Raw genomic sequence first — 26,637 nt, forward strand, 5'->3', positions numbered from 1 at the left:
CGGTGTGTGTCACAGGCGTCGCCGTTGCGCGCCGAGGGAAAGCCGGGCCGCAAGGTCCGGCGGGCGAAGGAGAGGCTGCCATGACCTGGATTATCAGCAATCACGATCCGGTTGCGCGCGACGATACCGCGAGCACCGCCTACAACACGGCGGTGACGATCAACGTGCTCGCGAACGACTATGACCCCGATTGCGACCGGATCAGCATCTCCGGCACGCCGACGGCGAGCCACGGCACGGTTGCGGTGAACCCGGACGGCTCGATCACCTTCACCCCCGCCGCGGGCTTCTCGGGCGAGGCGACGATCACCTATCAGATCTCGGATGGCCACGGCGGCTATGACACCGCCACCGCCACCGTCACCGTCTGCGAGCCGACCTCGGACGGCATCGTCTCGGGCACCACGGGTGACGATCTGATCGACCTCGCCTATACCGGCGACCCCGACGGCGACAGGATCGACCACAATGATGCGATCCTGCCCGGCGAGACCGGCAACGACGACATCGTGCAGGCGGGCGCCGGCAATGACACGGTCCTGGCCGGCGCGGGCAACGACGAGGTCTATGGCCAGGACGGCAACGACAGCCTCGATGGCGGGGCGGGCGACGACTATCTCTCGGGCGGCAAGGGCGATGACACGCTCCACGGCGGGGCCGGCAACGACACTTTCGAGGGCAACCAGGGCCTCGACCTGATCGACTATTCGGACTCGACCGGCGGCGTCTCGGTCGACCTCGCGACCGGCGTGCTCTCGGGCGGTGACGCCGCGGGCGACTCGATCGCCGGCGGCATCGACGGGGTGATCGGCTCGGCCTATGGCGACAGCCTGGTGGGCTTCGACCAGCAGGGCACGACGACGGCCGACACCTTCACCAACGTCTTCTACGGTAATGGCGGCGACGACACGATCGCCGGCGCTGGCGGTGACGACAGCCTGTACGGCGGCTCGGGCAATGACTCCATCGAGGGCGGCGCGGGCAACGATTACATCGAGGGCGATGGCGGCGACACCACGGGGGCGGGCGCGGGCGCGGCGCTGACCCTCGACTGGTCGGATTTCGGCAGCTCGGGCTGTGGCATTTCGAACGGCGCCACCGCCGACATGGGCGGCGTGACCGTCACCTTCGGTTTCGAGGCGCAGGATCAGGGCGCCACCGCGACCGTCACCAACGAGACGCAATATGTCGAAAGCGGCGACGGGCTGTCCTCCTCGGGCGGGCTGCGGCTTTACGGCTGCGGCGGCGAGGGCGGGATCGACAACACCTCGACCACCACGCTGAGCTTCGCCTCGAACGACGCCGCCTATGGCGATGCGATCTCGAACGTCTCGTTCCGGATCAACGATCTCGATCAGGGCACCAGCTCGGATTACCACCGCGATATCGTCACGGTTTACGCCTATGATGCGAACGGCAACCTGCTGCCGGTGACCTACACGCCCGAGGGCGGGCAGACCGTCTCGGGCAATACCGTGACCGGTCAGAACGTCGACAACGGCTCGCTGACCTCTGCCTCGCAGGCGGGCTCGGTGTTGGTGCAGATCGAGGGCAACGTCGCACGCATCGTGATCGATTACGACAACGGCGGCCCGACCGACCAGGCGATCACCATCACCGACATCACCGCCACCACCACCGCGGCGACCGATGACGAAGAGGGCAACGACACGCTTCTGGGCGGCGAGGGCGATGACACCATCCTCGGCCAGGGCGGCAACGACCTGATCGCGGGCGGGGCCGGGGCGGACCACCTCTCGGGCGGCGACGACCGCGACACCTTCCTTGTCGGCTCGGCCGCGGAGGGCGTGGGCGACCACATCGACGGCGGCGAGGGCGGCGACGATTATGACGTGCTCGACCTCACCGGCGCGGGCCCGGTCAGCATCGCCTATGACAACGCCAACCCCGAAAACGGCACGGTCAGCTTCCTCGACACCGACGGCAACGTCGTCGGCACGCTCGATTTCGTCAACATCGAGAACGTGATCACCGACCAGGGCGACGGCTATGTCGAGGGCACCTCGGGCGACGATCTGATCGACACCGCCTATACCGGCGACCCCGAAGGCGACATGATCGACCACAATGACGCGATCCTGCCGGGCGATGCGGCAAATGATGACCGGGTTCTGGCCGGCGCCGGCAACGACACCGTCTATGCGGGCCTGGGCGACGACACCGTCTGGGGCGACCTCGGCAATGACTCGATCTTCGGCGAGGCGGGCGATGACAGCCTGATCGGCGGCGAGGGGAAAGACACGATCTCGGGCGGCGAGGGCAACGACACGATCGAGGGCGGCAACGATGCCGACGTGCTCTCGGGCGGGGCGGGCAACGATCTCGTCGATGGCGGCGATGGCGATGACGTCATCACCACCGGCCCCGACGGGCTTTCGAACTATGCCCCCGACCGCGGCTATCCGGGCCTGTTCCCGGGCGATACCGATCCCGGGAACGACCGCGACACCGTCTATGGCGGTGGCGGCAATGACACGATCAGCACCGGCGATGATGCCGATTATGTCGAGGGCGGCACCGGCAATGACTCGATCGACGCGGGCTGCGACGACGACACCGTGCTGGGCGGCGACGGTAACGACGTCATCGTCGGCGCCGAGGGCTCGGACCTGATCTTCGGCGGCTCGGGCAATGACACCATCTATGGCGGGCTGGCGCCGGGCTATCCGGATTCGCTGAACGTCCCGGATGCCACCGACCTGCGCCCGGACAACGGCATGGACACGATCCACGGCGGCGACGGCAACGATGTCATCTACGGTGCCGATGACAACGACATGCTCTATGGCGACGGCGGCGACGATTACATCGACGGCGGCATCGACAATGACACGATCGAGGGCGGCGAAGGCAATGACACGCTGATCGGCGGCGACGGCGACGACTCCATCGACGGCGGTGCGGCCTCAGACACCATCGACGGCGGTGCCGGCAACGACACGCTGATCGGCGGCGAGGGCGATGACAGCATCACCGGCGGCGAGGGCGACGACAGCATCGAGGGCGGCACCGGGCAGGACACGATCCACGCCGGCGCCGGCAACGACATCGCCAATGGCGGCGACGGCGACGACCGGATCTTCGGCGAGGACGGCGACGACCTGCTCACCGGCGGCCAGGGCCAGGACAGCCTTGACGGCGGCGCCGGCAATGACACGCTGACCGGCGGGCAGGGCGTCGATACGCTGATCGGTGGCCTTGGCAGCGACACCTTCATCGTCGGCTCGATCGACGACGGCAACCACGACTTCGTCGACGGCAACGAGGACCCGGACAACTCCGACTGGGACGTGCTCGATCTCAGCGGCGTCGGCCGCGACCACCTGAACATCATCTACACGACGCCCGACCACGAGAACGGCACCGTGCAGTTCCTGGATGACTACGGCAACGTCACCGGCTCGATGGAATTCCGCAACATCGAGCAGATCGTGCCCTGCTTCACCCCCGGCACGCTGGTCGCGACGCCGAAGGGCGAGCGGCTGGTCGAGGAGCTGCAGCCCGGCGACAAGGTCATCACCCGCGACAACGGCATCCAGGAGATCCGCTGGGCCGGCCGGCGCGACCTGAACCGTGCCGAACTGATGATGGCCCACCACCTGAAGCCGGTGCTGATCCGTGCCGGCGCGCTTGGCAACGGCCTGCCCGAGCGCGACATGATGGTCTCGCCGAACCACCGGATGCTGGTCTCGAGCGAGCGCACCGCGCTCTACTTCGAGGAGCACGAGGTGCTGGTCGCGGCGAAGCACCTGGTCGACAACATCGGCATCAAGCCGGTCGAGACGCTGGGCACCAGCTACATCCACTTCATGTTCGACCGCCACGAGGTGGTGCTGGCGAACGGCGCCTGGACCGAAAGCTTCCAGCCCGGCGACCAGGCGCTTGGCGGCATGGGCAATGCGCAGCGGGCGGAGATCTACGAGCTCTTCCCCGAGCTGCAGAACCACGAGGGCCGCAAGGCCTATGGTGCGGCGCGCAAGACGCTGAAGCGGCACGAGGCGCAGCTGCTGATGCACCGCTGAGCGGCGCCGGAACGGACAGGACGGCGCCCGGGCATCCTCGGGCGCCGTCGTCTTGCGGCGAAACGGCCTGTGGCGATTCGTCACGGATGTGGCGGGAGGAGTGTAGATCGTCGTCATTTTGGAAACGACACTCGGGCGTTCCCGCGATTGTTTTATGTTCGCCCCAGAAATGCCGCAATATTAACCAGTCGCATAGATAATCGCGTTTTCACCCGTCTGACGTCTTCTCTGCGTCTGCAAAATGCCTTAATGTTTCCTTAATTCGAGCATCGCGGGCCCAGAGCAGTGTGCACCGTGAGCCGCCCTTCAGCGATCAATTTCGAGGATGCTCATGGCCTGGATTCCGGGAAGTAATGGTGACGACTCACTCGTCGGTACCAACGGCGCAGATTACATCTCGGGCGGAAATGGCGACGACACGATCGTCGGCAAGGCCGGGAATGACACCATCTATGGCGGCAATGGCGACGACCTGATCTATGCCGGCGACGGTTATGACAAGGTCTATGGCGGCGATGGCGACGACACCATCTATGGCGGCGGCGACAACGACGTGCTGGATGGCGGTGACGACGAGGACGTCTTCATTGTGAACCTGTCGTCGACGCCGGACGCCTGTGGTGGCACGCTGAACACCACGGTGGACGGCGATTGCGGCGGCAAGGACTTTGACACGCTCGACTTCTCGGCGCTGCTGCAGCAGGGCTTCGAGATCAAGAACTTCGTCAAGAACCCCGAGACCAACGGCCAGCCCGGGTTCAACGGCCAGATCCAGCTTTACAATTCGACCACGAACGAGTGGGCGAACATCAACTACCACGACATCGAGAAGTTCGTGCCCTGCTTCACCCCCGGCGCGATGATCGCCACGCCCGGCGGCGAGAAGCCGGTCGAGAGCCTGCGCCCCGGCGACAAGGTGCTGACCCGCGACAACGGCATCCAGGAGATCCGCTGGACCGGTCAGCGTGACCTCTCGGCGGCCGAGCTGGCCGTCTCGCCGAACCTGCGCCCGGTGCTGATCCGCGCCGGCGCGCTTGGCCGCGGCCTGCCCGAACGCGACATGATGGTCTCGCCCAACCACCGCATGCTGGTCTCGAACGAGCGCACCTCGCTTTATTTCGAGGAGCACGAGGTGCTGGTCGCGGCCAAGCATCTGGTCGACAATGTCGGCGTGAAGGCCATCGAGACGCTGGGCACCAGCTACATCCACTTCATGTTCGACCGCCACGAGGTGGTGCTGGCCGACGGCACCTGGACCGAGAGCTTCCAGCCCGGCGACCAGACCCTCGACAGCATGGGCCGCGAGCAGCGAACCGAGATCTTCACGCTGTTCCCCGAATTGCGCGAGAAGGCCGGTCGCCAGGGCTATGTCGCCGCCCGCAAGACGCTGAAGCGCCACGAGGCCGCGATGCTGCGCCGCGCCTGAGGCGTTTCGCAAATCGAAACGGACTGTTGACCAATCCGCCGCCCGGCCTGCCACGATGATGTGGGGCCGGGCGGCTTTCGTCGTTGTGCCGCCTCTGTCCGTGGCCACCTTTCCGCCACAAAGCCATCGCGGAATTGCCTTGCCGCCGACGCTGTGTTGCCACCGCCGGCCGCGATCTTCATCGCGAAATGCTGCGTCGAGCGGTTGCGTGATGGTGGAGTGAGCATGGCGACGATCAACGGGAACAACTGGAGCAACACGCTCAACGGGACTTCCTCTGCCGACACGATCAAGGGTTATGGCGGCAACGACACGCTCAACGGCAATGACGGCAACGATTCTCTCGATGGCGGCACCGGCAATGACTCGCTGCTGGGGGGCGCGGGCGATGACACGCTGCATGGTGGTTCCGGTTCCGACGTCCTGAACGGCGGTTCGGGGATGGACTATGCCGACTATTCCGATTCCGGCGCGGGGGTGAACGTCAACCTCGCCAGCGGAGCGGCCAGCGGCGGCGACGCGGCGGGCGACACGCTCTCGGGCGTCGACGGGATCTATGGCTCGGCCTATAACGACACGCTGGTCGGCTTCGACGGGTCCAGCACCGTGCCGGGCGACGCCTATACCAACGTCTTCTATGCCGGGGCGGGCAATGACTACCTCGACGGGGCGGGCGGCGATGACTCGCTTTATGGCGAGACGGGCAGGGACACGATCTACGGCGGAAGCGGCAACGACCTTATCGACGGCGGGGCCGACAATGATCTGCTCTATGGTGGCACCGGCGACGATTCCATCTTTGGTGGCACCGGCAACGACACCATCCACGGCGGCGATGGCGCCGATTACATCGACGGCGGCGACGGGGCCGACGTGCTCTATGGCGACGGCGGCAATGACACGATCTATGGCGGTGCCGGCAACGACTATATCGTCGGTGGCGATGGCGGTGACATCTACGACGGTGGCACCGGCAGCGACACGATTGTCGTCGATTACGGCGACACCGCGGTCATCAACGGCGAGGAAGACGCCGACGGCAGCGATCGGGACACGCTGATCCTGAACGGCCGCGCGCGGGTGATCTATGATCCGAACGACCCGAGCGGCGAAAGCGGCATCATCCGCTGGGCGAACGGCACCACCACCACCTTCTCGAACATCGAGAACGTGCAGGTCGTGCCCTGCTTTACCCCCGGCACGCTGATCGAGACGAACCAGGGCCCCGTCGCAGTCGAGGAACTGGTCGTCGGCATGCGGGTGCTGACCCGCGACAACGGCTATCAGACGATCCGCTGGACCGGCCGGCGCGATCTCGGCCGGGTCGAACTGATGCTGCGCCCGCAGTTGCAGCCGGTGCGCATCCGCCGCGATGCGCTTGGCCCCTCGATGCCCGAGGCCGACATGATCGTCTCGCCGCAGCACCGGATGCTGCTGACCGGTCCGCGCGCCGAGCTTCTCTTCGGCGAGGCCGAGGTGCTGGCGGCGGCGCTGCATCTGGTCGGTACGCCGGGGGTCGAGCGGCTCGAGGTGGACAGGGTCAGCTATCTGCACCTGCTGTTCGACAGCCACGAGATCATCCTGGCAAACGGCGCCTGGACCGAAAGCTTCCAGCCCGGGGACCTGTCGCTCGGCAGCATGGATGCGCCGCAGCGCGACGAGCTTTTCTCTCTCTTCCCCGCGCTGCGCAAGCGGGCCGGCGACGGTAGCTGGGAGACGGCGCGGCTGTCGCTCAAGCGCCACGAGGTGCGGGTGCTGATGGCGGCCTGAGCAGGGCCTGCCCAAAACCCGGGCGGTCATGCCCGGGAAACGGGCGCCCGCCCGGCGCTGCCCCTTCCTCCCCCCGTCCGGGCCGGGCTTCGCTTGCGCGAATCCCCCGCGCCTTTACCGTCTGGTCAAACACCAGACATGGGGGACAGGAATGAAACCGACGACCGCGACGCTCACCCTTTCGCGCCGCCACCTGCTTGCCGCTTCGGGGGCGATGCTGGCCACGGCCGTTCTGCCCGGCCGGCTGCGCGCCGCCGCGCCGGTGAAGGTCGCGGGCGTCTATACCGTCCCGGTCGAGCAGCAATGGGTCAGCCGCATCCACAAGGCCGCGATGGCGGCGAAGGAGGCGGGGCTGATCGACTACAGCTGGTCCGAGAACACCGCGAACACCGACTATCCGCGGGTGATGCGCGAATATGCCGAGGGCGGCGCCAAGCTGATCGTCGGCGAGATCTTCGGCGTCGAGCAGGAGGCGCGCGAGGTCTGCGCCGATTATCCCGACACCGCCTTCCTGCTCGGCTCCTCCTTCCCGCCGAGCGACGAGGCGCCGAACCTCGGTGTCTTCGACAACTACATCCAGGACGCCTCCTATCTGAGCGGCATCATCGCCGGCGCGATGACGAAGACCGGCAAGATCGGCATGGTCGGCGGCTTCCCGATCCCCGAGGTGAACCGGCTGATGAACGCCTTCATGGCCGGGGTGAAGGAAACCCGCCCCGACGCGAGCTTCATGGTCAGCTTCATCGGCTCGTGGTTCGACCCGCCGAAGGCGAAGGAGACCGCCTTCGCGATGATCGAGGGTGGCGCCGATCTGCTCTATGCAGAACGCTTCGGCGTCTCGGATGCGGCGAAGGAAAAGGGCGCGCTGGCGATCGGCAATGTCATCGACACTCAGGCCGATTACCCCGACACCGTCGTCGCCTCGGCGCTGTGGAACTTCCAGCCCACCTTCGACGCCGCTCTGAAGGCGGTGACGGCGGGCAGCTTTGCCGCCGCCGATTACGGCGTCTATTCGACGATGCTCCACGGCGGCTGCAGCCTTGCGCCGCTCGGCACCTTCGAGGGCAAGGTGCCCGCCGCGGCACTGACGCTGGTGGCCGAGAAGGAAGCCGCGATCAAGGCCGGCAGCTTCACCGTGACCGTCGACGACAGCGAGCCCAAGGCATCGTGACCCGGACAGGCACGGCGCCGGACATCGTCCTGCGCCTTGACGGCATCACCAAGCGCTTCGGGGCGCTCACCGCGAATGACGCGGTGAGCCTGAGCCTCGCGCGCGGCGAGGTGGTGGCGTTGCTCGGCGAGAACGGCGCGGGCAAGACCACGCTGATGAACATCCTCTTCGGCCATTACACGGCGGATGCCGGCACGGTCGAGGTGATGGGGCAGGTGCTTCCCCCCGGCACCCCGCGCGCGGCGATCGCGGCGGGGGTGGGCATGGTGCATCAGCATTTCACCTTGGCCGACAATCTTTCCGTGCTCGACAACATTCTCCTTGGCACCCGGCCGCTGTGGTCGTTCCGTCTGAACCGGGCGGCGGCGCGGGCCCGGGTGCGGGCACTCGCACAGGATTTCGGGCTGAAGGTCGCCCCCGAGGCGCGCACCGGCGCGCTCTCGGTGGGCGAGCGTCAGCGCGTCGAGATCCTGAAGGCGCTCTACCGCGAGGCCCAGGTGCTGATCCTTGACGAGCCGACGGCGGTGCTGACCCCGCAGGAAAGCGAGGCGCTCTTTGCCACGCTGCGGCGGGCGACGGCGCGGGGGCTGTCGGTGATCTTCATCTCGCACAAGCTGCACGAGGTGATGGCGGCGGCCGACCGGGTCGTGGTGCTGCGCCACGGCAAGGTGGTGGGCGAGGTCGCGACCGCCGACACCAGCCCGCCGGCGCTCGCCGCGATGATGGTGGGCGCCGAGGTCGCGCTGCCGCGGGTGGCCGCCGGCGTGCCGGGGCCGGTGCTGCTGCGGCTTGACGATGTCACGACGCCCGACGAGGGCGCGCGGCCGGGGCTGAAACAGGTCAGCCTCAATCTGCGCGCGGGGCAGATCACCGGGCTTGCGGGCGTGTCGGGCAATGGTCAGGCAGCACTGGCCGATCTGCTGTCGGGGCTGATCGTGCCCACCTCGGGGCGGCTCATCCTGTCGGATGCGGCGCCCGCCGAGTGGAGCCCGCGCGCGGCGCTGGCCGCAGGCATCGGCCGCATCCCCGAGGACCGGCACAAGACCGGCACCATCGCCGATTTCACCCTGACCGAAAACGCTATCCTCGAGACCTATCCTCAGCTCACCCGCGCGGGGCTGCTCGACCACCGCACGGCGCGGCGCTTCACCGAGGAGCTGATCGCCGATTACGACGTGCGCTGCCCGGGGCCCGAGGCGCGGATCCGGCTGCTGTCGGGCGGCAACATGCAAAAGCTGATCCTTGGCCGGGTGCTCGAGGCGCGGCCGAAGATCATCCTCGCGAACCAGCCGGTGCGCGGGCTCGACATCGGCGCGGTGGCCTATGTCCATTCCCGCCTGATCGCCGCGCGCGATGCCGGGGCGGCGGTCCTGCTCATTTCCGAGGATCTGGATGAAATCATGGGATTGTCGGACGTGGTTCAGGTGATTTCCGAAGGCCGGCTGTCGCCCGGTTTCGCCCGTGGCACGATGGGCGCGGCCGAGCTTGGACAATGGATGGCGGGCGCGGGGTTCGATCATGCGGCTTGAGCCCGTCGCCAACCCGGGCCTGCTGCGCCGCCTCGGCCTGCCCGCCGCGGCGCTGGTCGCGACGGTGGTCACCGGCTCGCTTCTGGCGCTCTCGGCCGGGGCCGATCCGCTCGCCACGCTCGGGCTGATCGTGACGGGCGCCGTGGGCTCGAAATTCGCCGCGCTCGAAACCCTGAACCGGGCGACGCCCTTGATCTTCACCGGCCTTGCCGTCGCCGTCGCCTTCCGCGCGAAGCTGTGGAACATCGGCGCCGAGGCGCAGCTTTACGCGGGCGCGCTGGTCACCGCCGTTCTGGGCGCGCATCCGATCGTGACCGGCGTTCCGGGCATGGCGCTGATCGGGCTTGCCGCGGCGCTTGCCGGGGCGCTGGTGCTGCTCGGCCCGGTGTTGCTCAAGACCCGGCTCGGTGTCGACGAGGTCGTCACCACACTCCTTCTGAACTTCGTGCTGCTGCTTGTCGTGTCGATGCTGCTCGAGGGCGTGCTGAAGGACCCGATGGGGATGGGCTGGCCGAAATCGGCGCCGGTCGCGAAATCGGTGCGCCTGCCGCGGCTGATCGAGGGGTTGCGGCTGCACTGGGGCTTTGGCCTGGCGCTGATCGCGGCGGGGCTGGTGTGGCTGATGCAGGCGCGGATGCGGCTTGGCTACGAGATCCGGGCGGTGGGGCTGAACCGGGCCGCCGCGCGCTTTGCCGGGGTGCCGGTGGGGGCGGTGCTGGTGAAGACGGCGCTGATCTCGGGCGGGCTTGCGGCACTGGCCGGCTTTTCCGAGGTTGCCGGGCTCAAGGGCACGCTGACCCTCGACCTCAGCCCGGGCTTTGGCTACACCGGCGTCATCGTCGCGATGCTGGCGGCGCTGCATCCGGGCGGCGTGGTGGTCGCGGCGCTCTTCGTCGCCGGGGTCTTCGTCGGCTCGGATGCGATGAGCCGCGCGGCCGGCGTGCCGAGCTATATCGCCGATCTGCTGCTGGCCTCGGCACTGCTTTACATGGTGCTGGCGATGCAGCTGGTGCGCTATCGGGTGGTGTGGCGATGACCGACCTTCTCGACATCTTCCTGTCGGCGAGCTTCTGGGTGGCGCTGGTGCGCATCGCCTCGCCGCTGATCTTCGCGACGATGGGCGAGCTGATTTGCGAGCGCGCCGGGGTGCTGAACCTCGGCATCGAGGGGATCATGGTCTTCGGCGCCTTCGCCGGCTGGCTGACCGTCTATCTGGGCGGCGGGCTGTGGCTGGGCGTGGGGGTCGCGATGCTCGCCGGCATGGCCTTCGGCCTGCTCCATGGCGTGCTGACCGTGCCCTTCGGCCTCAGCCAGCATGTCGTCGGCCTTGGCATCACGCTGCTGGCGACGGCGGCGGCCTATTTCGCCTATCGCCTCGCGCTGCCCGAGGTCACGAGCCCGCCCAAGATCACCCCCTTCGCGCCCTGGCCCATCCCGGGGTTGGCCGCGATCCCGCTGATCGGCGAGGGGTTCTTTGCGCAGACGCCGCTGACCTATGCGGGCTTTGTCGTGGCGGGGCTGACGGCGCTGGTCCTTTTCCGCACACCGCTCGGCCTTGCGCTGCGCGCGGCGGGCGAGAACCCGGCCGCGGTCGAGGCGCAGGGCCTTTCCGTCACCGCGCTGCGCATCGGCGCGGTTGCGGTCGGATCGGGTCTGATGGCCGTGGGAGGCGCCTTCCTGACGCTTTCGGCCTTTTCCTCCTTCTTCTTCGAGATGGTGAACGGCCGCGGCTGGATCTGCATCGCGCTGGTCGTCTTCGGCGGCTGGAAGCCCGGCAAGGCTGTGCTGGGCGCGCTTCTCTTCGCCGCCTTCGACGCCGGCCAGATCCGGTTGCAACAGACCGCCCTTGGCGCCACGCTGCCCTATCAGGTGTTCCTGATGGCGCCCTATCTTCTGTCGATCCTCGCGCTCGTCGTCATGTCGCGCCGCGCGAGCGTGCCGGCGGCGCTGATGGTGCCGTTCAACAAGGGGGAAAGATGAGCTTCGACATTCTGGTGAAGGGGGGCGTGCTGCCCGACGGGCGGCAGGCGGATATCGGCATCACCGGCCGCACCATCGCCGCCGTCGGCCGGATCGAGGCCGAGGCGGGCAGGGTGGTCGACGCCACCGGCTGCCTTGTGGCGCCGCCCTTCGTCGACCCGCATTTCCACCTCGATGCCACGCTCAGCTATGGCACGCCGCGGATCAACGCCTCGGGCACGCTGCTCGAGGGGATCTCGCTCTGGGGCGAGCTGCGCGCCGAGGCGACAGTCGAGGAGATGGTCGAGCGCGCGCTTTCCTATTGTGACTGGGCGGCCTCGATGGGGCTTCTGGCGATCCGCTCGCATGTCGACACCACCGATCCCGCGCTGCGCACGGTTCAGGCACTTCTGGAAGTTCGGGAAAAGGTGAAGGACTGGCTCGACCTGCAGCTTGTCGCCTTCCCGCAGGACGGGCTCTACCGCGCCCCGGGCGGGCGCGAGACCCTGATCCGCGCGCTCGACATGGGCGTCGACGTGGTCGGCGGCATCCCGCATTTCGAGCGCACGATGGCCGAGGGCGCCGCCTCGGTCCGCGACCTGTGCGAGATCGCGGCCGGGCGCGGGCTGCCGATCGACCTGCATTGCGACGAGACCGACGACCCGATGAGCCGCCATATCGAGACGCTGGCCTATGAGGTCACCCGCACCGGGCTGCAGGGCAGGGCCGTGGGCAGCCACCTGACCTCGATGCATTCGATGGACAATTACTACGTGTCCAAGCTCCTGCCGCTGATCGCCGAGGCGCGGATCGCGGCGATCCCCAATCCGCTGATCAACATCATGCTGCAGGGCCGCCACGACAGCTTCCCGAAGCGGCGCGGCCTGACCCGGGTCAAGGAGATGCTGGCGCAAGGGATCGAGGTCGGCTGGGGGCAGGATTGCGTGCTCGACCCGTGGTATTCGCTCGGCACCGCCGACATGCTCGACGTGGCTTTCATGGGGCTGCATGTGGCGCAGATGTCGGCGCCGGCCGAGATGGCGCGCTGCTTCGAGATGGTGACCGAGGGCAATGCCCGAATCATCGGGCTCGAGGGCTATGGCATCGCGCCCGGCTGCACCGCCTCGCTCGTCGTGCTCGATGCCGGCCACCCGGTCGAGGCGCTGCGCCTGCGCGCCGAGCGGCTGTGCGTGATCGCCAAGGGCCGCGTGGTATCTGAGCGTGCGCGCAACGACGCGCGGCTGAGCCTGCCCGGGCGCCCCGCGAGTGTCGCGCGCCGTCATGGTGCGGGGGCGCCTGTGGCGCCGCGGTGACGCGGCCCTGACACGGCCCGGCCCTCACGCCCCCGTGTCTTGACCCGAGTCGCGGTCGGGCGCATCACCAAGGCACCGAAACAAAAAAATAATCGGGCAGTGAACAGATGCAGACAGGTTTTCATGCCCCGGACGGGGGCTTCGATTTCATTGGCATGCGCAAACGCGAGGACGCCCTCGAGATCGTCTATGATGACGGGGTCTCGCGCCGGCTGGTCTGGCGTGTGCGTGGCAAGACCTCGGAATCGCAGCTCGAGGAAGCGCTCGCCCGCGCCTCGCGCCAGCTGAAGGTGCTGCCTGCGCTCTATGCCGAACTCCGCCGCCGCTCGATCGCGATCGAGGCCGTGCTGCACTGACCCCGGCTTTCGTCGCCAAGACCCCGGCCGCGCCTCGCGCGGCCTTTCTGCGTTTGTGACATTCGGCGTGCCGGAACGCAGAAAAAAAGCCGGGTGCAAGCACCCGGCTCAGGAAGAGGGCCGACAGGGGACTGCGCGGCACCCGAACTCAGGTTCTCCAGAACGGGCGCTGCGCTTCTGCCTGCGCCGCTTCCCGGGAGATGCCGATGTCGCGCAGCAGATGCGCATCGAGATGCGCAAGGGCCAGACGGGTGCGGCGGGTCTCGATCCGGCGCGTGACAAGGCGCAGCAGGGCCACGGCCTTGAGCGAGCGGAGAGACGAGCGGCGCAGCGTGAGCGACGACATGGGGATACCCTTTTCTGTATTGATACAATCCTGTGATCTCTGGTATGGAGATCCTATAATAAGCGTTACAATCCGTGCCAGGGAAACATTGTGACAGATACAAGTTGGAAACCTGACCTCTCACAGAACGCCGGACCGAAGTATCTGTCTCTGGTGCGGGCCCTGCGCGAAGGGGTGCGTCGGGGCGATCTTGCGCCGGGGGCGCGGCTGCCCACCGTGCGTGATCTGGCCTGGCGGCTGAGTGTTACGCCGGGCACCGTGGCGCGCGCGTATCAGATCGCCACGCAGGAAGGGCTGCTCGAGGCGGCTGTGGGGCGGGGCACGTTTGTATCGACACAATCGCGCCGCCTCGGCCCGACCGAGCCGCTCTATCGTCAGCCGCTCACCGATTGCGACGACGACGACGGCGTCGTCGATCTGCGCTCGCCGCAGCTGCCCGATGTTGGCCAGACCGAGGCGCTGAAGACGGCGATGAGCGAGGCCGCCGAGAACCTTGGCCGGCAATATCTGGAATATCCCGGGCTGAGGCGCGACCTCTTTTGCCGCGAGGCGGTGATCGAGTGGTTCTCGGGCTATACTTTCGAGCCGATGATCTCGGCCGACGATCTGGTGCTGAGCCACGGCGGGCAGAACGGTATCAACATCGTGATGCAATGCTGCCTGCGCGGCGACCGTCCGGTGGTGCTGTGCGAAGAATTCGCCTATCCGGGCTTCCGCCACGCCGCGCGGCTGAACCGGGCCGAGGTGGTGCCGGTCGCGCTCGACGACGAGGGGATGGTGCCGGCCGCACTCGATGCCGCCTGCAGGCGGTACGGCGGGCAGGTGGTCTGCGTCACCCCCGACGCGCAGAACCCGACGACGGTGCGCATGGGGGCCGAGCGCCGCCTCGCCATCGCCGAGGTCGCCCGCCGCCATGATCTGCAGATCATCGAGGACGATTGCTACACCGCGCCGGTCTCCGGCCTCGACAGCCTGCGCGCCATTGCGCCCGAGCGCACCTGGCATGTCACCTCGCTGTCGAAGACGATCTCGGCCGGCATGCGCTTCGGCATCGTCGTCGCCCCCGAGGGCATGGGCGAGGCCGGGCGGCTGACCGCGCAGCACAGCTTTTTCGGCCTGCCGCGGCCGGTGACCGACATCATCACCCGGTTGTTCCGTTCGGGCGATGCGATGCGGCTGCGCCGGGCGGCGCAGGAGGTGATGTCGCGCCGGCTCGAGATTCTGGTGGACCGCTTCGCCGGGCAGGAAATCGGCTGGCAGCCCGGGCTGAGCTTCATCTGGCTGCGGCTGCCGCTCGGCTGGCGCGCCTCGACCTTCGCGCGGGTCGCCGAGGCCGAAGGGGTGCTGCTGCGCTCGGCCGATGAATACATCCTGCAGGACGGCGCGGCGCCGAATGCGGTACGCATCGCGCTTGCCGGCGGCGTGCCCGAAGAGCGTTTCCTGCGTGCCACTGGTCGCCTTGCGCGGATTTTGGAGAATCCGCCGGGCGACCTGCCGATCTGAGCCCGGGCCGGAACCGCGCTGCGCCCCTGCGTGCCGCCCCGGCGCAGGAGGCGGAAACATGCTGAAAAATCAGGCATCTGCCGAAGAGCTCTGCAGCTGCCGCGAAAAACCCGGAAAGCTTCCCCTTTCCTCTGCCGGTGCCTTGTGCTTTCGTGAGCCCGAAAGCGCCGCACAGACGGTGCGCTTGGGAGACGGTGGAATATGGCAGCATCCCCTCTGAAGCGATGGGCCCGGTCAGAGGCCGTAAACGGCTACATGATGATCAGCCCGACGCTGATCTATGCGATCTTGCTGCTGGCGGCGCCGCTGGTCACGCTCGTCGCCTATTCCTTCTTCACCGACGGCTATCTGGTGGTGATCCCGGACCTCACCACAGCGAACTATGCCGAGGCCTGGAGCGATCCGATCTTCCGCTCGATCCTGCTGCGCTCGGTGATCGTCTCGGGGCTGGTGACACTGGTTACCGTGGTGCTCGCCTTCCCGATCGCCTATTTCATCTCCTTCCACGTGCCGGCCGCGAAGAAGTCGCGCTGGCTCTTCCTCATCACCATCCCGTTCTGGACCTCGTATCTGATCCGGGTGTTCCAGTGGAAGGTGATCCTGAACTACAACGGCGTCATCAACTCGATCCTGACCGGGCTCGGCCTCACCGATCACCCGCTACAGATGCTGAACTCGATCGGCGCGATCTCGATCACGCTCGCCCATGCCTATGCGCCCTTCGCGATCCTGCCGATCTTTGTCAGCCTCGAGAAGATCGACCGCTCGCTTCTGGAGGCGGGGCTCGATCTGGGCGAAAACCGGCTGCTGACCTTTTGGCGGGTGACGCTGCCGCTCGCCATGCCCGGTGTGATCGGCGCGGTGATGATCGTCTTCATCCCGACCATCGGCGACTACGTCACGCCCGAACTCATCGGCGGCGGCAAGCTTCCGATGGTGGCGAACGTGATCTATCAGCAGCTCCTGAAGATCGACAACAAGCCGCTCGGCTCGGCGATGGCGATCTCGGCGATGCTGGTGGTGGCGGCGGTGGCGCTCGTCTTCCTGTTCCTCAACCGGCGCTTCCTGCGGGGGTCGAAATGAAGTTCTCCTCGCTCAAGGGCTATGCCTTCCTCTACCTCGTCTTCCTCTATGCGCCGATCGTGCTCTTGCCGGTCTTCGCCTTCAACTCGGGGACGATCATCGCCTTTCCGCTGAAGGGCTTCACGCTCGACTGGTTCCGCGACCTCTTCGCCAACCAGACGCTGGGCCTTGCGCTGAAGAACTCGCTGATCATCGCGGTCTCGACCTCGATCCTGTCGACGACGCTCGGCGTCTTCGCGGCGCGGGCGAGCACCCGGTTCAAGTTCCCGGGCAAGACCGGGGTGATGGGGCTGATCATGCTGCCCCTCGTGCTGCCCGAGATCATCATCGCCTCCTCGCTTCTGGTCGTGCTGCTGGCCGTCGGTATGCCGCTCTCGCTCTTCACCGTCATCCTCGGCCACACGCTGATGGCGACGCCCTATGCGATCGCGGTGCTGAACGCGGCCTTCTCCTCGCTCGACCGCTCGCTCGAGGAGGCGGCCTATGACCTTGGCGAGACGAAATGGTCGACCTTCCGGCTGATCATCCTGCCGCTTGTCACGCCCGGCATCATCTCCTCGGCGCTGATGTCCTTCACCATCTCGCTCGACGAGTTCATCGTGGCCTTCTCGCTGGCGGGCAAGGAAACGACGCTGCCGATCTACATTTTCTCGCAGCTGCGCTTCCCGAAGCAGATCCCGATGATCATGGCGCTCGGCACCTGCCTTGTCGTCGCCTCGATCGTGCTTCTTGCCACTGCCGAATATTTCCGCCGCCGCGGCCTCGCGAAGACCGGCGCCAAAGATACCGGAGGTTTCCTGTGAGCCAGCTCAACGCCGCGGCCCGCGCACCGCTCGACAGCCGCGCGAAGATGATCGAGTTCCACGAGGTCCACAAATACTACGGCGATTACCACGCGCTGCGCGGGATCTCGGCGACGATCCGCGAGGGCGAGTTCTTCTCGCTGCTCGGCCCCTCGGGTTGCGGCAAGACCACGCTCCTGCGCACCATCGCGGGCTTCGAGGACATCTCCTCGGGCGCGGTGCTGATCGACGGCAAGGACATGTCCGATGTCGCGCCGAACAAGCGCCCGACCAACATGGTGTTCCAGTCCTACGCGATCTTCCCACATCTGACGGTGGGCGAGAACGTCGGTTTCGGCCTGCGCCGTGATCCGCGCTCGAAGGCCGAGAAGGCGAAGGCGGTCGAAGAGGCGCTCGAGATGGTGGGTCTCAAGGGCTATGGCGCGCGCGCGGCGCATGCGCTTTCGGGCGGCCAGCGCCAGCGCGTGGCGCTCGCCCGCGCGCTGATCCTGAAGCCCAAGGTGCTGCTCCTCGACGAGCCGCTCTCGGCGCTCGACAAGAAGATCCGCGAGCAGATGCAGGTCGAACTGATCAAGCTGCAGCGCGAGGTGGGCATCACCTTCGTCCTCGTCACCCACGACCAGGAAGAGGCGCTGGTGATGTCGGACCGGATCGCGGTGATGTTCGAGGGCGAGATCGCCCAGCTCGCCGATCCCGAAACCCTCTACCGTCGCCCGAACTCGCGCCGCGTCGCAGACTTCATCGGGGTGATGAACTTCCTGCCGGCGCAGATCCTCGGCGAGGCCGCGGGCCACGTCCAGCTCGAGGTCGGCGGTCTCGGCCGCTTCGAGGTGACCGAGGAACAGGCCTCGGCCCGCGCCTCGGGCGCCGAGCCGGTGGTGGGCTTCCGCCCCGAGACCCTGACCATCCTCTACGAGGGCCAGCAGGCGCATGACCGCGAGGCGCCGGCGACGATCGACGAGGTCGTCTATTACGGCGACATGACCTATTACGACGTCAAGCTCGACGGCGTGGACGCCCCGGTGCGGATCTCGATGCGCAATGTCTTCGGCCGCCCGGTGCTCGATGTCGGCACCCGCACCCGCGTCGCCTGGTCGGCGGGCGCGCTGGTGCTTTTCCGCTGAGAATCAAAAAGGGGGGCATGGCCCCCTTTTTGCCTGGTGGATGAACCGGCACGAATGAAAGAGGGGGGGCAGCGCCCCCCTTTTCCTTATTCCGCGGCGCGGGCCTGACGCTTGCGCTCGTTCGGGTCGAGGTAGCGCTTGCGCAGACGCACGATCTTCGGCGTCACTTCCACCAGTTCGTCGTCGTTGATGTAGGCGATCGCTTCTTCCAGCGACATCCGCACCGGCGGCGTCAGGCGCACGGCCTCGTCCGAGCCGGAGGCGCGCATGTTGGTCAGCTTCTTCGCACGCATCGGGTTCACCTCGAGATCGTTCTCGCGCGAATGCTCGCCGATGATCATCCCGACATAGACCTGTTCCTGCGCGCCGATGAAGAGCTTGCCGCGATCCTCGAGCCCCCACAGGCCGAAGGCCACCGAGACGCCCGATTCCATCGAGATCAGCACACCCTGACGACGGCCGGTGATCGTGCCCTTGTAGGGCGCCCAGCTGTGGAAGATGCGGTTCAGCACGCCGTTGCCGCGGGTGTCGGTCATGAACTCGCCCTGATAGCCGATCAGGCCGCGCGAGGGCACATGGGCGACGATGCGGGTCTTGCCGTGGCCGGCCGGGCGCATTTCCACGAGGTCGCCCTTGCGGTTGCCGGTCAGCTTTTCGATCACCACGCCCGAGTATTCGTCATCCACGTCGACGATGACTTCCTCGATCGGTTCCAGACGCTCGCCGTTCTCTTCGCGGAAGATCACGCGCGGGCGCGAGATCGAGAGCTCGAAACCCTCGCGGCGCATGTTCTCGATCAGCACGCCCATCTGCAGTTCGCCGCGACCCGAGACCACGAAGGCTTCGCCGCCGGGGGTGTCCTCGACCTTGATCGCGACGTTGACCTCGGCTTCCTTCATCAGACGGTCACGGATCACGCGCGACTGCACCTTGGTGCCGTCCTTGCCGGCAAGCGGGCTGTCGTTGATACCGAAGGTGACCGAGATCGTCGGCGGGTCGATCGGCTGCGAGGGCAGGGCGGTGTCGATGTCGAGCGCACAGAGCGTGTCGGCGACGGTCGCCTTCGCCATGCCGGCGACGGTGACGATGTCGCCCGCGACGGCCTCGTCGATCGGCTGCTGGCTCAGGCCGCGGAAGGCGAGGATCTTGGTGCAGCGGAACTGCTCCAGACGTTCGCCATCGCGCGAGAGCGCCTTCAGCGGATCGCCGACCTTGAGCGTGCCGGCCTCGACGCGGCCGGTCAGCAGGCGGCCGAGGAAGGGGTCGGCTGAGAGCGTGGTGGCGAGCATCTGGAAGGATTCGCCCTGACGCGCGATCTGCTTCGGCGGCTCGACGTGTTTCACGATCAGGTCGAACAGCGCCGACAGGTCCTTGCGCGGGCCGTCGAGCTCCAGATCCGCCCAACCGCCGATGCCGGAGGCATAGACGTGGGGGAAGTCGAGCTGCTCGTCGGTGGCGCCGAGGTTGGCGAAGAGGTCGAAGACCTCGTTCAGCGCGTTTTCCGGATCGGCCGCCGGCTTGTCGACCTTGTTCAGCACCACGATCGGCTTCAGGCCGAGTGCGAGCGCCTTCGAGGTCACGAATTTCGTCTGCGGCATCGGGCCTTCGGCCGCGTCGACCAGCAGGCAGACGCCGTCCACCATGCTCAGGATGCGCTCGACCTCGCCGCCGAAGTCGGCGTGGCCGGGGGTGTCGACGATGTTGATGCGCGTGCCTTTCCACTCCACCGAGGTGCATTTCGCCAGGATGGTGATGCCGCGTTCGCGTTCGATGTCGTTGCTGTCCATCGCGCGTTCGGCAACCGCCTGGTTCTCGCGGAAGGCCCCCGATTGCTGCAGGAGCTTGTCGACGAGGGTCGTCTTGCCGTGGTCGACGTGTGCGATGATCGCAATGTTGCGAATGTCCATGAGTTCAGCCTTGTCAGAATTTGGCCCGGCCTTACGGCAAAAGCCGCGGCGATGCCAGCACCTAGTGCGTAGCGGCCGATGAAAACAGGTTGATGACGATGATTCCGGCGAGGATCAGCCCGATGCCGAGAATTGCGGCAAGGTCGAGCTTCTGCCCGAAGAGCAGCCAGCCCGAGCCTGCGATCAGCACCATGCCGATGCCCGACCACAGCGCATAGGTGACACCAAGCGGCAGATCGCGCAGCACCAGCGAGAAGAACCAGAAGGCGCCGGCAAAGCCCGCGACGACGCCCAGCGTCGGCCAGAGCCGGGTGAACTGGTTCGAGGCCTGAAGACAGCTTGACCCGAAGGTCTCGAAGGCGACGGCGATCAGCAGATAGAGATAGGTTTTCAAGCGCGGGCCCCGGCAGATGTCAGGTGACGATATACCAGTCGCGCCGATGGTTGAAGGCGATCACCACATTCAGCACCACCGCGCCCAGAAGCGACCAAGCGACCTGATGCCAGGGCATGATGGTCAGCGCGGCGGCGAACAGGATCAGGTCGTGGATGGTCTGGGTCCAGCCCGCCTTGAAGCCGAATTTGTCCTGCAAGATCACCGCGACGATCGACACCCCGCCGAGCGAGCCCGAGTGCCGGAAGAGGCCCAGAAGCCCGACCCCGGTCGAGACCCCGAAGAGCACCGCCGCCGCCGCCGGATTGATCGCCGTGATCTGCACCAGCGGCTTCAGCGCCTCGGCCATCAGCGACACGAAGGTGACGGTCATCAGGCTCTTGATGCAGAACACCATGCCGCGCGCGTAATAGGCGAAGCCGTAGAACGGGATGTTGATGACGAAGAAGATCGCGCCAAAGCTCCAGTGCGTGACATAGCTCAGGATCAGCGCAAGCCCCGCGGTGCCCCCCGTCACCAGCCCCGCCGCGCGCAGCAGATGCAGCCCGAGCGCGGCCTGCGCCGAGGCGATCACGAGGCCTTGGAGATCCTCGAAGAGGGTGTAGTGTTTCTCGGGGCGAAGGTCAGCATCCATGACCTAATAATCGCGCCGCGCCGTCGCGCCGTCCATTCATCCTTGTGCATGACAGCCATGCACCGGACGCATGGTCAGTGTGCGATGTAGCGGTCGCGGCGGTGGTTGATCAGGATGATGACGTTCAGCACCATCGCGCCAAGCAGCGACCAGAGCACCTTGTCGAAGGGCAGCACGAAGGCCGCGAACAGGAACACGCCGCAATCGAAGATCACCTGGGTCTTGCCGGCCTTGAAGCCGGTCTTGTCCTGCAGGTAGAGCGCCACGATGCCGACGCCGCCAAGGCTTGCCCCATGGCGGAACAGCATCAGCAGACCTGCGCCCGAGATCACCCCCGCCAGCACCGCCGCCGCCGCCATGTTCAGCCGGCTGAAGTCCAGAAGATGCGGCGCCAGCGTGGTGAAACCCGACATCAGCGCGATCGCGGCAAAGGTCTTGAGCGTGAACTTTGCCCCCATGCGGCGGAAGGCGAGCCAGTAGAAGGGCAGGTTCAGGCAGAAGAACAGCGTGCCGAAGCCGATCCCGGTGACATAGCTCAACACCAGCGACAGCCCGGCGATCTGCCCGGTGAACAGACCCGTCGCATGCAGGAAGCTGACCGAGAGCGCGGTCAGCATCGTGCCGGAGACGAGCCCCTGCGCATCTTCGAGGGCGGTGTGGCGGTCGGGGGCGGGCGAGGTGAGCAGCATCATGGCTGCGGTTCTCTCATGCACGGCGCAATGCGGCAAGAGGGCGCGACTGTGGCAGATGCGCAACGTCTGTGGCCGTCAGGCCGCTACGCGGCATCTTTTGCCTTGGCGCGACTCGCAGTGGCGGGGCAGGGTGCCGCCATCCGGCAATTTCAGACGAGGAGGGCGGGTCATGACCAATTTTGCATTCGCACTCCCCGCCGGTGGGCAGAGCGCCACTCATGGCGCCTCGGCGCAGGCCTATTACCGACAGGCCTGACCTTCCTGCCCCGGGCGCTCCGGCGCCCTTTCTGAAACCTCCGACCGGATACCCCTGACAGCCCGCGGCCGCTTCCGGCCTCGTCGGGTTCCGCCGTGTCCGGTCTTCCTTTCCGCAACTCAAGGAGGCCGGTGGCGCGTGCCGCCCGGACCAGAAAATGACCAAGACCGATCCCGTTTCCACTCTCAGCCTGTCGCTGCTCGATGCCATCGTGGCCCGTCACGGGCTGCGGCGTGTCTTCCTTGCCCTGCTGGCCGCCGCACTGCGCGGCGATGGCATGCGGCGCACGAAAGCCCGGCTCGACATGCTTGACGATCACCTGCGGCGCGATGTGGGTCTGCCGCCGCGGGGGGCGTCGCCGCCGATGCCCGATTGGCTGAGACACATGTGGTGACACGAAAAGGGCCGGCGCCAAGCGCCGGCCCTTCCCTCCCTGCGCGGCGGGCTTCTTCAGCCGGCCAGCGCCTTGTTCAGGTATTCGTCCACCTTCTCGAGGTAGCCCATGGTGGTGAGCCACTTCTGATCCGGGCCGACGAGCAGCGCGAGGTCCTTGGTCATGAAGCCGTCCTCGACGGTCTGCACACAGACCTTCTCGAGGGTGGTGGCGAAGGTCATCAGCGCCGCGTTGTTGTCGAGCTTCGCGCGATGCTTCAGGCCGCCGGTCCAGGCGAAGATCGAGGCGATCGAGTTCGTCGAGGTTTCCTTGCCTGCCTGGTGCTGGCGGTAGTGACGGGTCACGGTGCCATGCGCCGCTTCCGCCTCGACGGTCTTGCCATCGGGGGTGAGCAGCACCGAGGTCATCAGGCCGAGCGAGCCGAAGCCCTGCGCCACGGTGTCCGACTGCACGTCGCCGTCGTAGTTCTTGCACGCCCAGATGTAGCCACCCGACCACTTCAGCGCCGAGGCGACCATGTCGTCGATCAGGCGATGCTCGTAATGGATGCCGGCAGCCTTGAACTTCTCTTCGAACTCTTCCTCGTAGACCTTCTGGAACAGGTCCTTGAAGCGGCCGTCATAGGCCTTGAGGATGGTGTTCTTGGTCGAGAGATAGACCGGCCAGCCCTTCATCAGGCCGTAGTTCATCGACGACCGGGCGAAGTCGATGATCGACTGGTCGAGGTTGTACATGCCCATGGCGACGCCGGCGCCGGGGGCGTCGAACACGTCATATTCCTGCACGGTGCCGTCTTCGCCCACGAATTTCATCGTGATCTTGCCCTTGCCGGGGAAGCGGAAGTCGGTGGCCTTGTACTGGTCGCCGAAGGCGTGACGGCCGACGACGATCGGCTGGGTCCAGCCCGGAACGAGACGCGGCACGTTCTTGCAGATGATCGGTTCGCGGAAGATCACGCCGCCGAGGATGTTGCGGATCGTGCCGTTCGGCGACTTCCACATCTTCTTCAGGCCGAATTCCTCGACGCGGGCTTCGTCCGGCGTGATGGTGGCGCATTTCACGCCCACGCCGTACTGCTTGATCGCGTTCGCAGCGTCGATGGTGACCTGGTCTTCGGTCGCGTCACGATTCTCGATACCGAGGTCGTAGTACTTCAGGTCGATGTCGAGATAGGGAAGGATCAGCTTCTTCTTGATGAACTCCCAGATGATCCGGGTCATTTCATCGCCGTCGAGCTCGACGACGGGGTTCTCTACCTTGATCTTCGTCACAGGTGCCTCCTCGGTTGGATGACTCGTCGGCTGCGTCTTAGCCGATTTCAGGGTGCCTGACTAGTGCTGTATGCCTTGGTATACCGACTTTCGCCGCCGCAGCCAGAGGAAGGTCGCAAGCGCGGTTCCGGGCAGCGCCGCGGCGGCGCTGAGCACGACGGCGGTCATCAGCGCGGCCTGTCCGTCCTTGCCCTCGGGCGTCGCGGCCAGCACGCCAAGCAGGTTGACGATGAAGAGCGCGACCCAGGCGGTGGTGAGCAGGTTGACGAAGCCCATGTAGGGCGCGCGATCCTCGGCGATGACACCGCACAGCGCGATCGCCACCAGCATCGGCAGGGTACGCAACACGAGGGCCGCAAGCGGAAAACTCTCGGGCGCGGTCTCGGGGGCGGGCAGGGCGAGGTGCACCGCAAGGGCGCCGATCAGCCACGCCAGAACCGGCAGCGCGATCGCGGCGGCAAAACGGGCCACGATCGACGCCAGCGGGATCATCTGCCGCGGCCCTCGAACCACGGCCGGATCTTCGCCTCGACCCAGTCCCAGACCCGCGGCAGCCCGCGCGCGACCTTGCCGCCGACCCGGGTTTCAAGCTGCGGCCAGGTCACGTCATATTCCAGCCACGACCCGCCGCCGCCCAGATGGTTGAGCAGCACCGGCTGCACCCGGTCGAGCGATTTCGCGAAGACCGCGGTCGGGGTCTCGTTCGCCTCGAACTCGGTCCAGATCGCGCGCAGCTCGGGGCCGAGATCGGCGGGCAAAAGGCCGAACAGCCGCCCGGCCGCCGCGGCCTCGGCCGCCTGCACCGCAGGCGCGTCATGCGCGGCGCCATTGCCCGAATGGATCGGCACATCTCCCACGTCGATCTCGACGAGGTCGTGCAGCAGAAGCATCCGGATCGCGCGGTTCACGTCGACGCCGGGCGCCGCCTGATCGGCCAGCACCAGCGCGTAGAGCGCAAGCGTCCAGCTGTGCTCGGCCGAGTTCTCGCGCCGGCTGTTGTCGGCGATCGGCGTCGCGCGGGTGACGGATTTCAGCTTTTCCGCCTCGAGCAGGAAGGCGAATTGCTGCGCAAGGCGGGGCTCGGTCAATGCCCGCCCTCCGCACCGCGCGGCGCGGCGGGCGCGGTGGCCCCCTCGCGCCAGGCCTTCAGCGCGTCATTGAGGAAGGACTCGCCACGCTGCGCCGAGATCCGCAACCGGCAGGAGGTCATGAAGGCCTCCTGCAGCGAGGGCGAGGAGGTGCCGATCACCTTCGCCACCTGCATGTAGAAGCGGTCGTCGTCGAGCTCCTTCATCGCCGCCATGGTCTTGGCGGCGAGGTCGTCGGCCAGCTCGTCGATCAGCGCCATCAGCGCGACCCCTCGGTCAGGCGGCGCCGGACATAGGTCTGCACATGGTCGATCATCGGCTTCATATGCGCCTCGTCGTCCTTGAAGAAGTGATCCGCCCCCTCGATCTCCTCGTGCGAGATGGTGATTCCCTTCTGCTCGCGCAGCTTGCCGACCAGCGTGTGGGTGTCCTTCGGCGGCGCCACGCGGTCGGCGGTGCCGTTGATGATCAGACCCGAGGAGGGGCAGGGCGCAAGGAAGCTGAAATCATACATGTTCGCCGGCGGCGCGACCGAGACGAAGCCGGTGATCTCGGGGCGGCGCATGAGCAGCTGCATGCCGATCCAGGCGCCGAAGCTGAAACCCGCGACCCAGCAATGTTTCGAGTTCGGGTTCATCGCCTGCAGATAGTCGAGCGCCGAGGCGGCATCCGACAGCTCGCCGATGCCCTCGTCATATTCGCCCTGAGACCGGCCGACGCCGCGGAAGTTGAACCGCAGCACGGTGAAGCCGATCTTGTGGAAGGCGTAATGCAGGTTGTAGACGACACGATTGTTCATCGTGCCGCCGAATTTCGGATCGGGGTGAAGAATGATCGCGATCGGCGCGTCCGGGATGGGTTGCGGATGGTAGCGGCCCTCGAGGCGACCTTCGGGACCGGGAAAAATGACTTCGGGCATCGTCTCTCGCCTGCTCAATCGCGTGCGTCCAAAGGGGGGGGGCGGCGGTGCGCGTTCTTGACGCTTTCGCTCGGACACCCTAGGACGAACGGGCCCGGCATCATGCCGGGGTTCGGGTGCTTTCGAGTTAAGCGGCCCAGGGCCCGGCGTCAATGCTTGCGCAGGGATTTCGCTGCGGCGCGGGAGGTGGAGGATGAAGCTTTCGACGAAAGGGCGCTACGCAATGGTGGCGCTGGTCGACCTGGCGACGGTGGGCGCGGGGCAGATGACCTCGCTTGCCGAGATCTCGAAGCGGCAGGACATCTCGCTGCCCTATCTCGAGCAGCTCTTCGTGCGGCTGCGCCGGGCGGGGCTGGTCACCTCGGTGCGCGGCCCGGGCGGCGGCTACAAGCTGGCGAAGGAGCCGAAGGACATCCGTATCTCGGACATCTTCGAGGCGGTGGACGAAACCGTCTCGGCGCTGCATGTCGGCGCCGGCGCCTCGGGGGGCATCTCGGGCTCGCGCGCGCAGTCGCTGTCGAACCGGCTGTGGGAAAGCCTAAGCGCGCAGGTCTTCGTCTTCCTGCACCAGACCTCGCTCGAGGATGTGGTGAAGAACGGCCTGAAACCCTGCCCGGCGGTGCCGAGCCTGTTCTCGGTGGTGGACGAGTAATGCC

At 66.7% G+C, this 26,637-nt stretch carries 25 protein-coding genes; 15 read left to right on the top strand and 10 right to left on the bottom strand.

The window, feature by feature from the left end:
* The first annotated feature begins 80 nt into the window (after positions 1-80).
* From EOW65_RS20185 to EOW65_RS01785, 9 genes are all read left to right on the top strand, one after another.
* Positions 81-4,043, top strand: coding sequence for a Hint domain-containing protein (locus EOW65_RS20185; protein WP_240664446.1), 3,963 nt, complete (start codon positions 81-83; stop codon positions 4,041-4,043).
* Positions 4,044-4,374: 331 nt separating this feature from the next.
* Complete coding sequence (locus tag EOW65_RS01750; RefSeq protein ID WP_164879959.1) at positions 4,375-5,469, top strand: Hint domain-containing protein; 1,095 nt, start codon at positions 4,375-4,377, stop codon at positions 5,467-5,469.
* 153 nt (positions 5,470-5,622) lie between these two features.
* Positions 5,623-7,239 (top strand): Hint domain-containing protein, encoded by a 1,617-nt coding sequence (locus EOW65_RS01755; protein ID WP_164879960.1) that lies wholly within the window; start codon positions 5,623-5,625, stop codon positions 7,237-7,239.
* Between the two features lie 151 nt (positions 7,240-7,390).
* Entirely contained in the window at positions 7,391-8,410 is a 1,020-nt protein-coding gene (locus EOW65_RS01760; RefSeq protein WP_128147295.1) for a BMP family protein, read from the top strand.
* Positions 8,407-9,939 (top strand): ABC transporter ATP-binding protein, encoded by a 1,533-nt coding sequence (locus EOW65_RS01765; protein WP_128147296.1) that lies wholly within the window; start codon positions 8,407-8,409, stop codon positions 9,937-9,939. The genes EOW65_RS01760 and EOW65_RS01765 overlap by 4 nt, the downstream gene beginning before the upstream one ends.
* A complete protein-coding gene (locus EOW65_RS01770) occupies positions 9,929-10,975 on the top strand; it encodes an ABC transporter permease (protein ID WP_128147297.1) in 1,047 nt (348 codons plus the stop codon). The genes EOW65_RS01765 and EOW65_RS01770 overlap by 11 nt, the downstream gene beginning before the upstream one ends.
* Positions 10,972-11,919: an ABC transporter permease gene (locus EOW65_RS01775; protein WP_128147298.1), complete on the top strand. Its 948-nt coding sequence runs from the start codon at positions 10,972-10,974 to the stop codon at positions 11,917-11,919. Before EOW65_RS01770 ends, EOW65_RS01775 begins: the two co-directional genes overlap by 4 nt.
* The gene (locus tag EOW65_RS01780) at positions 11,916-13,211 is read left to right on the top strand and encodes an amidohydrolase family protein (RefSeq protein ID WP_128147299.1); all 1,296 of its coding nucleotides are present in this window, start codon (positions 11,916-11,918) and stop codon (positions 13,209-13,211) included. The genes EOW65_RS01775 and EOW65_RS01780 overlap by 4 nt, the downstream gene beginning before the upstream one ends.
* Before the next feature lie 155 nt (positions 13,212-13,366).
* Positions 13,367-13,567, top strand: coding sequence for a hypothetical protein (locus EOW65_RS01785; protein WP_128157197.1), 201 nt, complete (start codon positions 13,367-13,369; stop codon positions 13,565-13,567).
* A 148-nt stretch (positions 13,568-13,715) separates the two neighbouring features.
* Here the strand turns inward: EOW65_RS01785 and EOW65_RS01790 are convergent, their stop codons facing one another.
* Positions 13,716-13,913 (bottom strand): DUF1127 domain-containing protein, encoded by a 198-nt coding sequence (locus EOW65_RS01790; protein ID WP_128147300.1) that lies wholly within the window; start codon positions 13,911-13,913, stop codon positions 13,716-13,718.
* A 90-nt stretch (positions 13,914-14,003) separates the two neighbouring features.
* Here EOW65_RS01790 and EOW65_RS01795 point away from each other — a divergent pair, with 90 nt between their 5' ends.
* The 4 genes from EOW65_RS01795 (at position 14,004) to EOW65_RS01810 (ending at position 18,426) form a co-directional block, all read left to right on the top strand.
* Positions 14,004-15,416 (top strand): aminotransferase-like domain-containing protein, encoded by a 1,413-nt coding sequence (locus EOW65_RS01795; RefSeq protein ID WP_128147301.1) that lies wholly within the window; start codon positions 14,004-14,006, stop codon positions 15,414-15,416.
* Positions 15,417-15,617: 201 nt separating this feature from the next.
* Positions 15,618-16,499, top strand: a complete 882-nt coding sequence (locus EOW65_RS01800) for an ABC transporter permease (RefSeq protein ID WP_128147302.1) — start codon at positions 15,618-15,620, stop codon at positions 16,497-16,499.
* Positions 16,496-17,302, top strand: coding sequence for an ABC transporter permease (locus EOW65_RS01805; RefSeq protein ID WP_128147303.1), 807 nt, complete (start codon positions 16,496-16,498; stop codon positions 17,300-17,302). Before EOW65_RS01800 ends, EOW65_RS01805 begins: the two co-directional genes overlap by 4 nt.
* 47 nt (positions 17,303-17,349) lie before the next feature.
* Positions 17,350-18,426, top strand: coding sequence for an ABC transporter ATP-binding protein (locus tag EOW65_RS01810; protein ID WP_128147462.1), 1,077 nt, complete (start codon positions 17,350-17,352; stop codon positions 18,424-18,426).
* Positions 18,427-18,512: 86 nt separating this feature from the next.
* On the opposite strand, the gene typA is transcribed toward EOW65_RS01810, so the two are convergent.
* The 4 genes from typA to EOW65_RS01830 form a co-directional block, all read right to left on the bottom strand.
* On the bottom strand, positions 18,513-20,333 hold the full coding sequence (typA, locus tag EOW65_RS01815; RefSeq protein ID WP_128147304.1) for a translational GTPase TypA: 1,821 nt from the start codon (positions 20,331-20,333) through the stop codon (positions 18,513-18,515).
* A gap of 61 nt (positions 20,334-20,394) precedes the next feature.
* Entirely contained in the window at positions 20,395-20,727 is a 333-nt protein-coding gene (locus tag EOW65_RS01820; protein WP_128147305.1) for a DMT family transporter, read from the bottom strand.
* Positions 20,728-20,746: 19 nt separating this feature from the next.
* A complete protein-coding gene (locus EOW65_RS01825; RefSeq protein WP_121532378.1) occupies positions 20,747-21,361 on the bottom strand; it encodes a YitT family protein in 615 nt (204 codons plus the stop codon).
* Between the two features lie 74 nt (positions 21,362-21,435).
* Entirely contained in the window at positions 21,436-22,053 is a 618-nt protein-coding gene (locus EOW65_RS01830) for a YitT family protein (RefSeq protein ID WP_128147306.1), read from the bottom strand.
* A gap of 413 nt (positions 22,054-22,466) precedes the next feature.
* On the opposite strand from EOW65_RS01830, the gene EOW65_RS01835 reads away from it, so the two are divergent.
* On the top strand, positions 22,467-22,703 hold the full coding sequence (locus EOW65_RS01835) for a hypothetical protein (RefSeq protein ID WP_128147307.1): 237 nt from the start codon (positions 22,467-22,469) through the stop codon (positions 22,701-22,703).
* Positions 22,704-22,759: 56 nt separating this feature from the next.
* Here EOW65_RS01835 and EOW65_RS01840 read toward each other — a convergent pair whose 3' ends face one another.
* Genes EOW65_RS01840 through EOW65_RS01860 form a run of 5 tightly spaced genes read right to left on the bottom strand, consistent with a single transcriptional unit; the run spans position 22,760 to position 25,981 of the window.
* Positions 22,760-23,974, bottom strand: coding sequence for an NADP-dependent isocitrate dehydrogenase (locus EOW65_RS01840; RefSeq protein ID WP_128147308.1), 1,215 nt, complete (start codon positions 23,972-23,974; stop codon positions 22,760-22,762).
* 60 nt (positions 23,975-24,034) lie between these two features.
* On the bottom strand, positions 24,035-24,466 hold the full coding sequence (locus EOW65_RS01845) for a hypothetical protein (protein WP_128147309.1): 432 nt from the start codon (positions 24,464-24,466) through the stop codon (positions 24,035-24,037).
* Complete coding sequence (locus tag EOW65_RS01850; RefSeq protein WP_128147310.1) at positions 24,463-25,062, bottom strand: HD domain-containing protein; 600 nt, start codon at positions 25,060-25,062, stop codon at positions 24,463-24,465. Before EOW65_RS01850 ends, EOW65_RS01845 begins: the two co-directional genes overlap by 4 nt.
* Positions 25,059-25,322, bottom strand: a complete 264-nt coding sequence (locus EOW65_RS01855) for a hypothetical protein (RefSeq protein ID WP_128147311.1) — start codon at positions 25,320-25,322, stop codon at positions 25,059-25,061. The genes EOW65_RS01850 and EOW65_RS01855 overlap by 4 nt, the downstream gene beginning before the upstream one ends.
* A complete protein-coding gene (locus EOW65_RS01860; RefSeq protein ID WP_113898714.1) occupies positions 25,322-25,981 on the bottom strand; it encodes an alpha/beta hydrolase in 660 nt (219 codons plus the stop codon). The genes EOW65_RS01855 and EOW65_RS01860 overlap by 1 nt, the downstream gene beginning before the upstream one ends.
* 193 nt (positions 25,982-26,174) lie before the next feature.
* Here EOW65_RS01860 and EOW65_RS01865 point away from each other — a divergent pair, with 193 nt between their 5' ends.
* Positions 26,175-26,633: a Fe-S cluster assembly transcriptional regulator IscR gene (locus EOW65_RS01865; RefSeq protein WP_128147312.1), complete on the top strand. Its 459-nt coding sequence runs from the start codon at positions 26,175-26,177 to the stop codon at positions 26,631-26,633.
* Positions 26,634-26,637 lie beyond the last annotated feature (4 nt).

Source organism: Paenirhodobacter ferrireducens, from assembly GCF_004022265.1.
Taxonomy (GTDB): domain Bacteria; phylum Pseudomonadota; class Alphaproteobacteria; order Rhodobacterales; family Rhodobacteraceae; genus Rhodobacter; species Rhodobacter ferrireducens.

Coding starts and splice junctions, on each gene's coding strand:
- EOW65_RS20185 (WP_240664446.1), top strand. CDS start 81: ATGACCTGGATTATCAGCAATCACGATCCGGTTGCGCGCGACGATACC.
- EOW65_RS01750 (WP_164879959.1), top strand. CDS start 4,375: ATGGCCTGGATTCCGGGAAGTAATGGTGACGACTCACTCGTCGGTACC.
- EOW65_RS01760 (WP_128147295.1), top strand. CDS start 7,391: ATGAAACCGACGACCGCGACGCTCACCCTTTCGCGCCGCCACCTGCTT.
- EOW65_RS01770 (WP_128147297.1), top strand. CDS start 9,929: ATGCGGCTTGAGCCCGTCGCCAACCCGGGCCTGCTGCGCCGCCTCGGC.
- EOW65_RS01775 (WP_128147298.1), top strand. CDS start 10,972: ATGACCGACCTTCTCGACATCTTCCTGTCGGCGAGCTTCTGGGTGGCG.
- EOW65_RS01780 (WP_128147299.1), top strand. CDS start 11,916: ATGAGCTTCGACATTCTGGTGAAGGGGGGCGTGCTGCCCGACGGGCGG.
- EOW65_RS01785 (WP_128157197.1), top strand. CDS start 13,367: ATGCGCAAACGCGAGGACGCCCTCGAGATCGTCTATGATGACGGGGTC.
- EOW65_RS01790 (WP_128147300.1), bottom strand. CDS start 13,913: ATGTCGTCGCTCACGCTGCGCCGCTCGTCTCTCCGCTCGCTCAAGGCC.
- EOW65_RS01800 (WP_128147302.1), top strand. CDS start 15,618: ATGGCAGCATCCCCTCTGAAGCGATGGGCCCGGTCAGAGGCCGTAAAC.
- EOW65_RS01805 (WP_128147303.1), top strand. CDS start 16,496: ATGAAGTTCTCCTCGCTCAAGGGCTATGCCTTCCTCTACCTCGTCTTC.
- EOW65_RS01810 (WP_128147462.1), top strand. CDS start 17,350: ATGATCGAGTTCCACGAGGTCCACAAATACTACGGCGATTACCACGCG.
- typA (WP_128147304.1), bottom strand. CDS start 20,333: ATGGACATTCGCAACATTGCGATCATCGCACACGTCGACCACGGCAAG.
- EOW65_RS01825 (WP_121532378.1), bottom strand. CDS start 21,361: ATGGATGCTGACCTTCGCCCCGAGAAACACTACACCCTCTTCGAGGAT.
- EOW65_RS01830 (WP_128147306.1), bottom strand. CDS start 22,053: ATGATGCTGCTCACCTCGCCCGCCCCCGACCGCCACACCGCCCTCGAA.
- EOW65_RS01835 (WP_128147307.1), top strand. CDS start 22,467: ATGACCAAGACCGATCCCGTTTCCACTCTCAGCCTGTCGCTGCTCGAT.
- EOW65_RS01845 (WP_128147309.1), bottom strand. CDS start 24,466: ATGATCCCGCTGGCGTCGATCGTGGCCCGTTTTGCCGCCGCGATCGCG.
- EOW65_RS01855 (WP_128147311.1), bottom strand. CDS start 25,322: ATGGCGCTGATCGACGAGCTGGCCGACGACCTCGCCGCCAAGACCATG.
- EOW65_RS01860 (WP_113898714.1), bottom strand. CDS start 25,981: ATGCCCGAAGTCATTTTTCCCGGTCCCGAAGGTCGCCTCGAGGGCCGC.
- EOW65_RS01865 (WP_128147312.1), top strand. CDS start 26,175: ATGAAGCTTTCGACGAAAGGGCGCTACGCAATGGTGGCGCTGGTCGAC.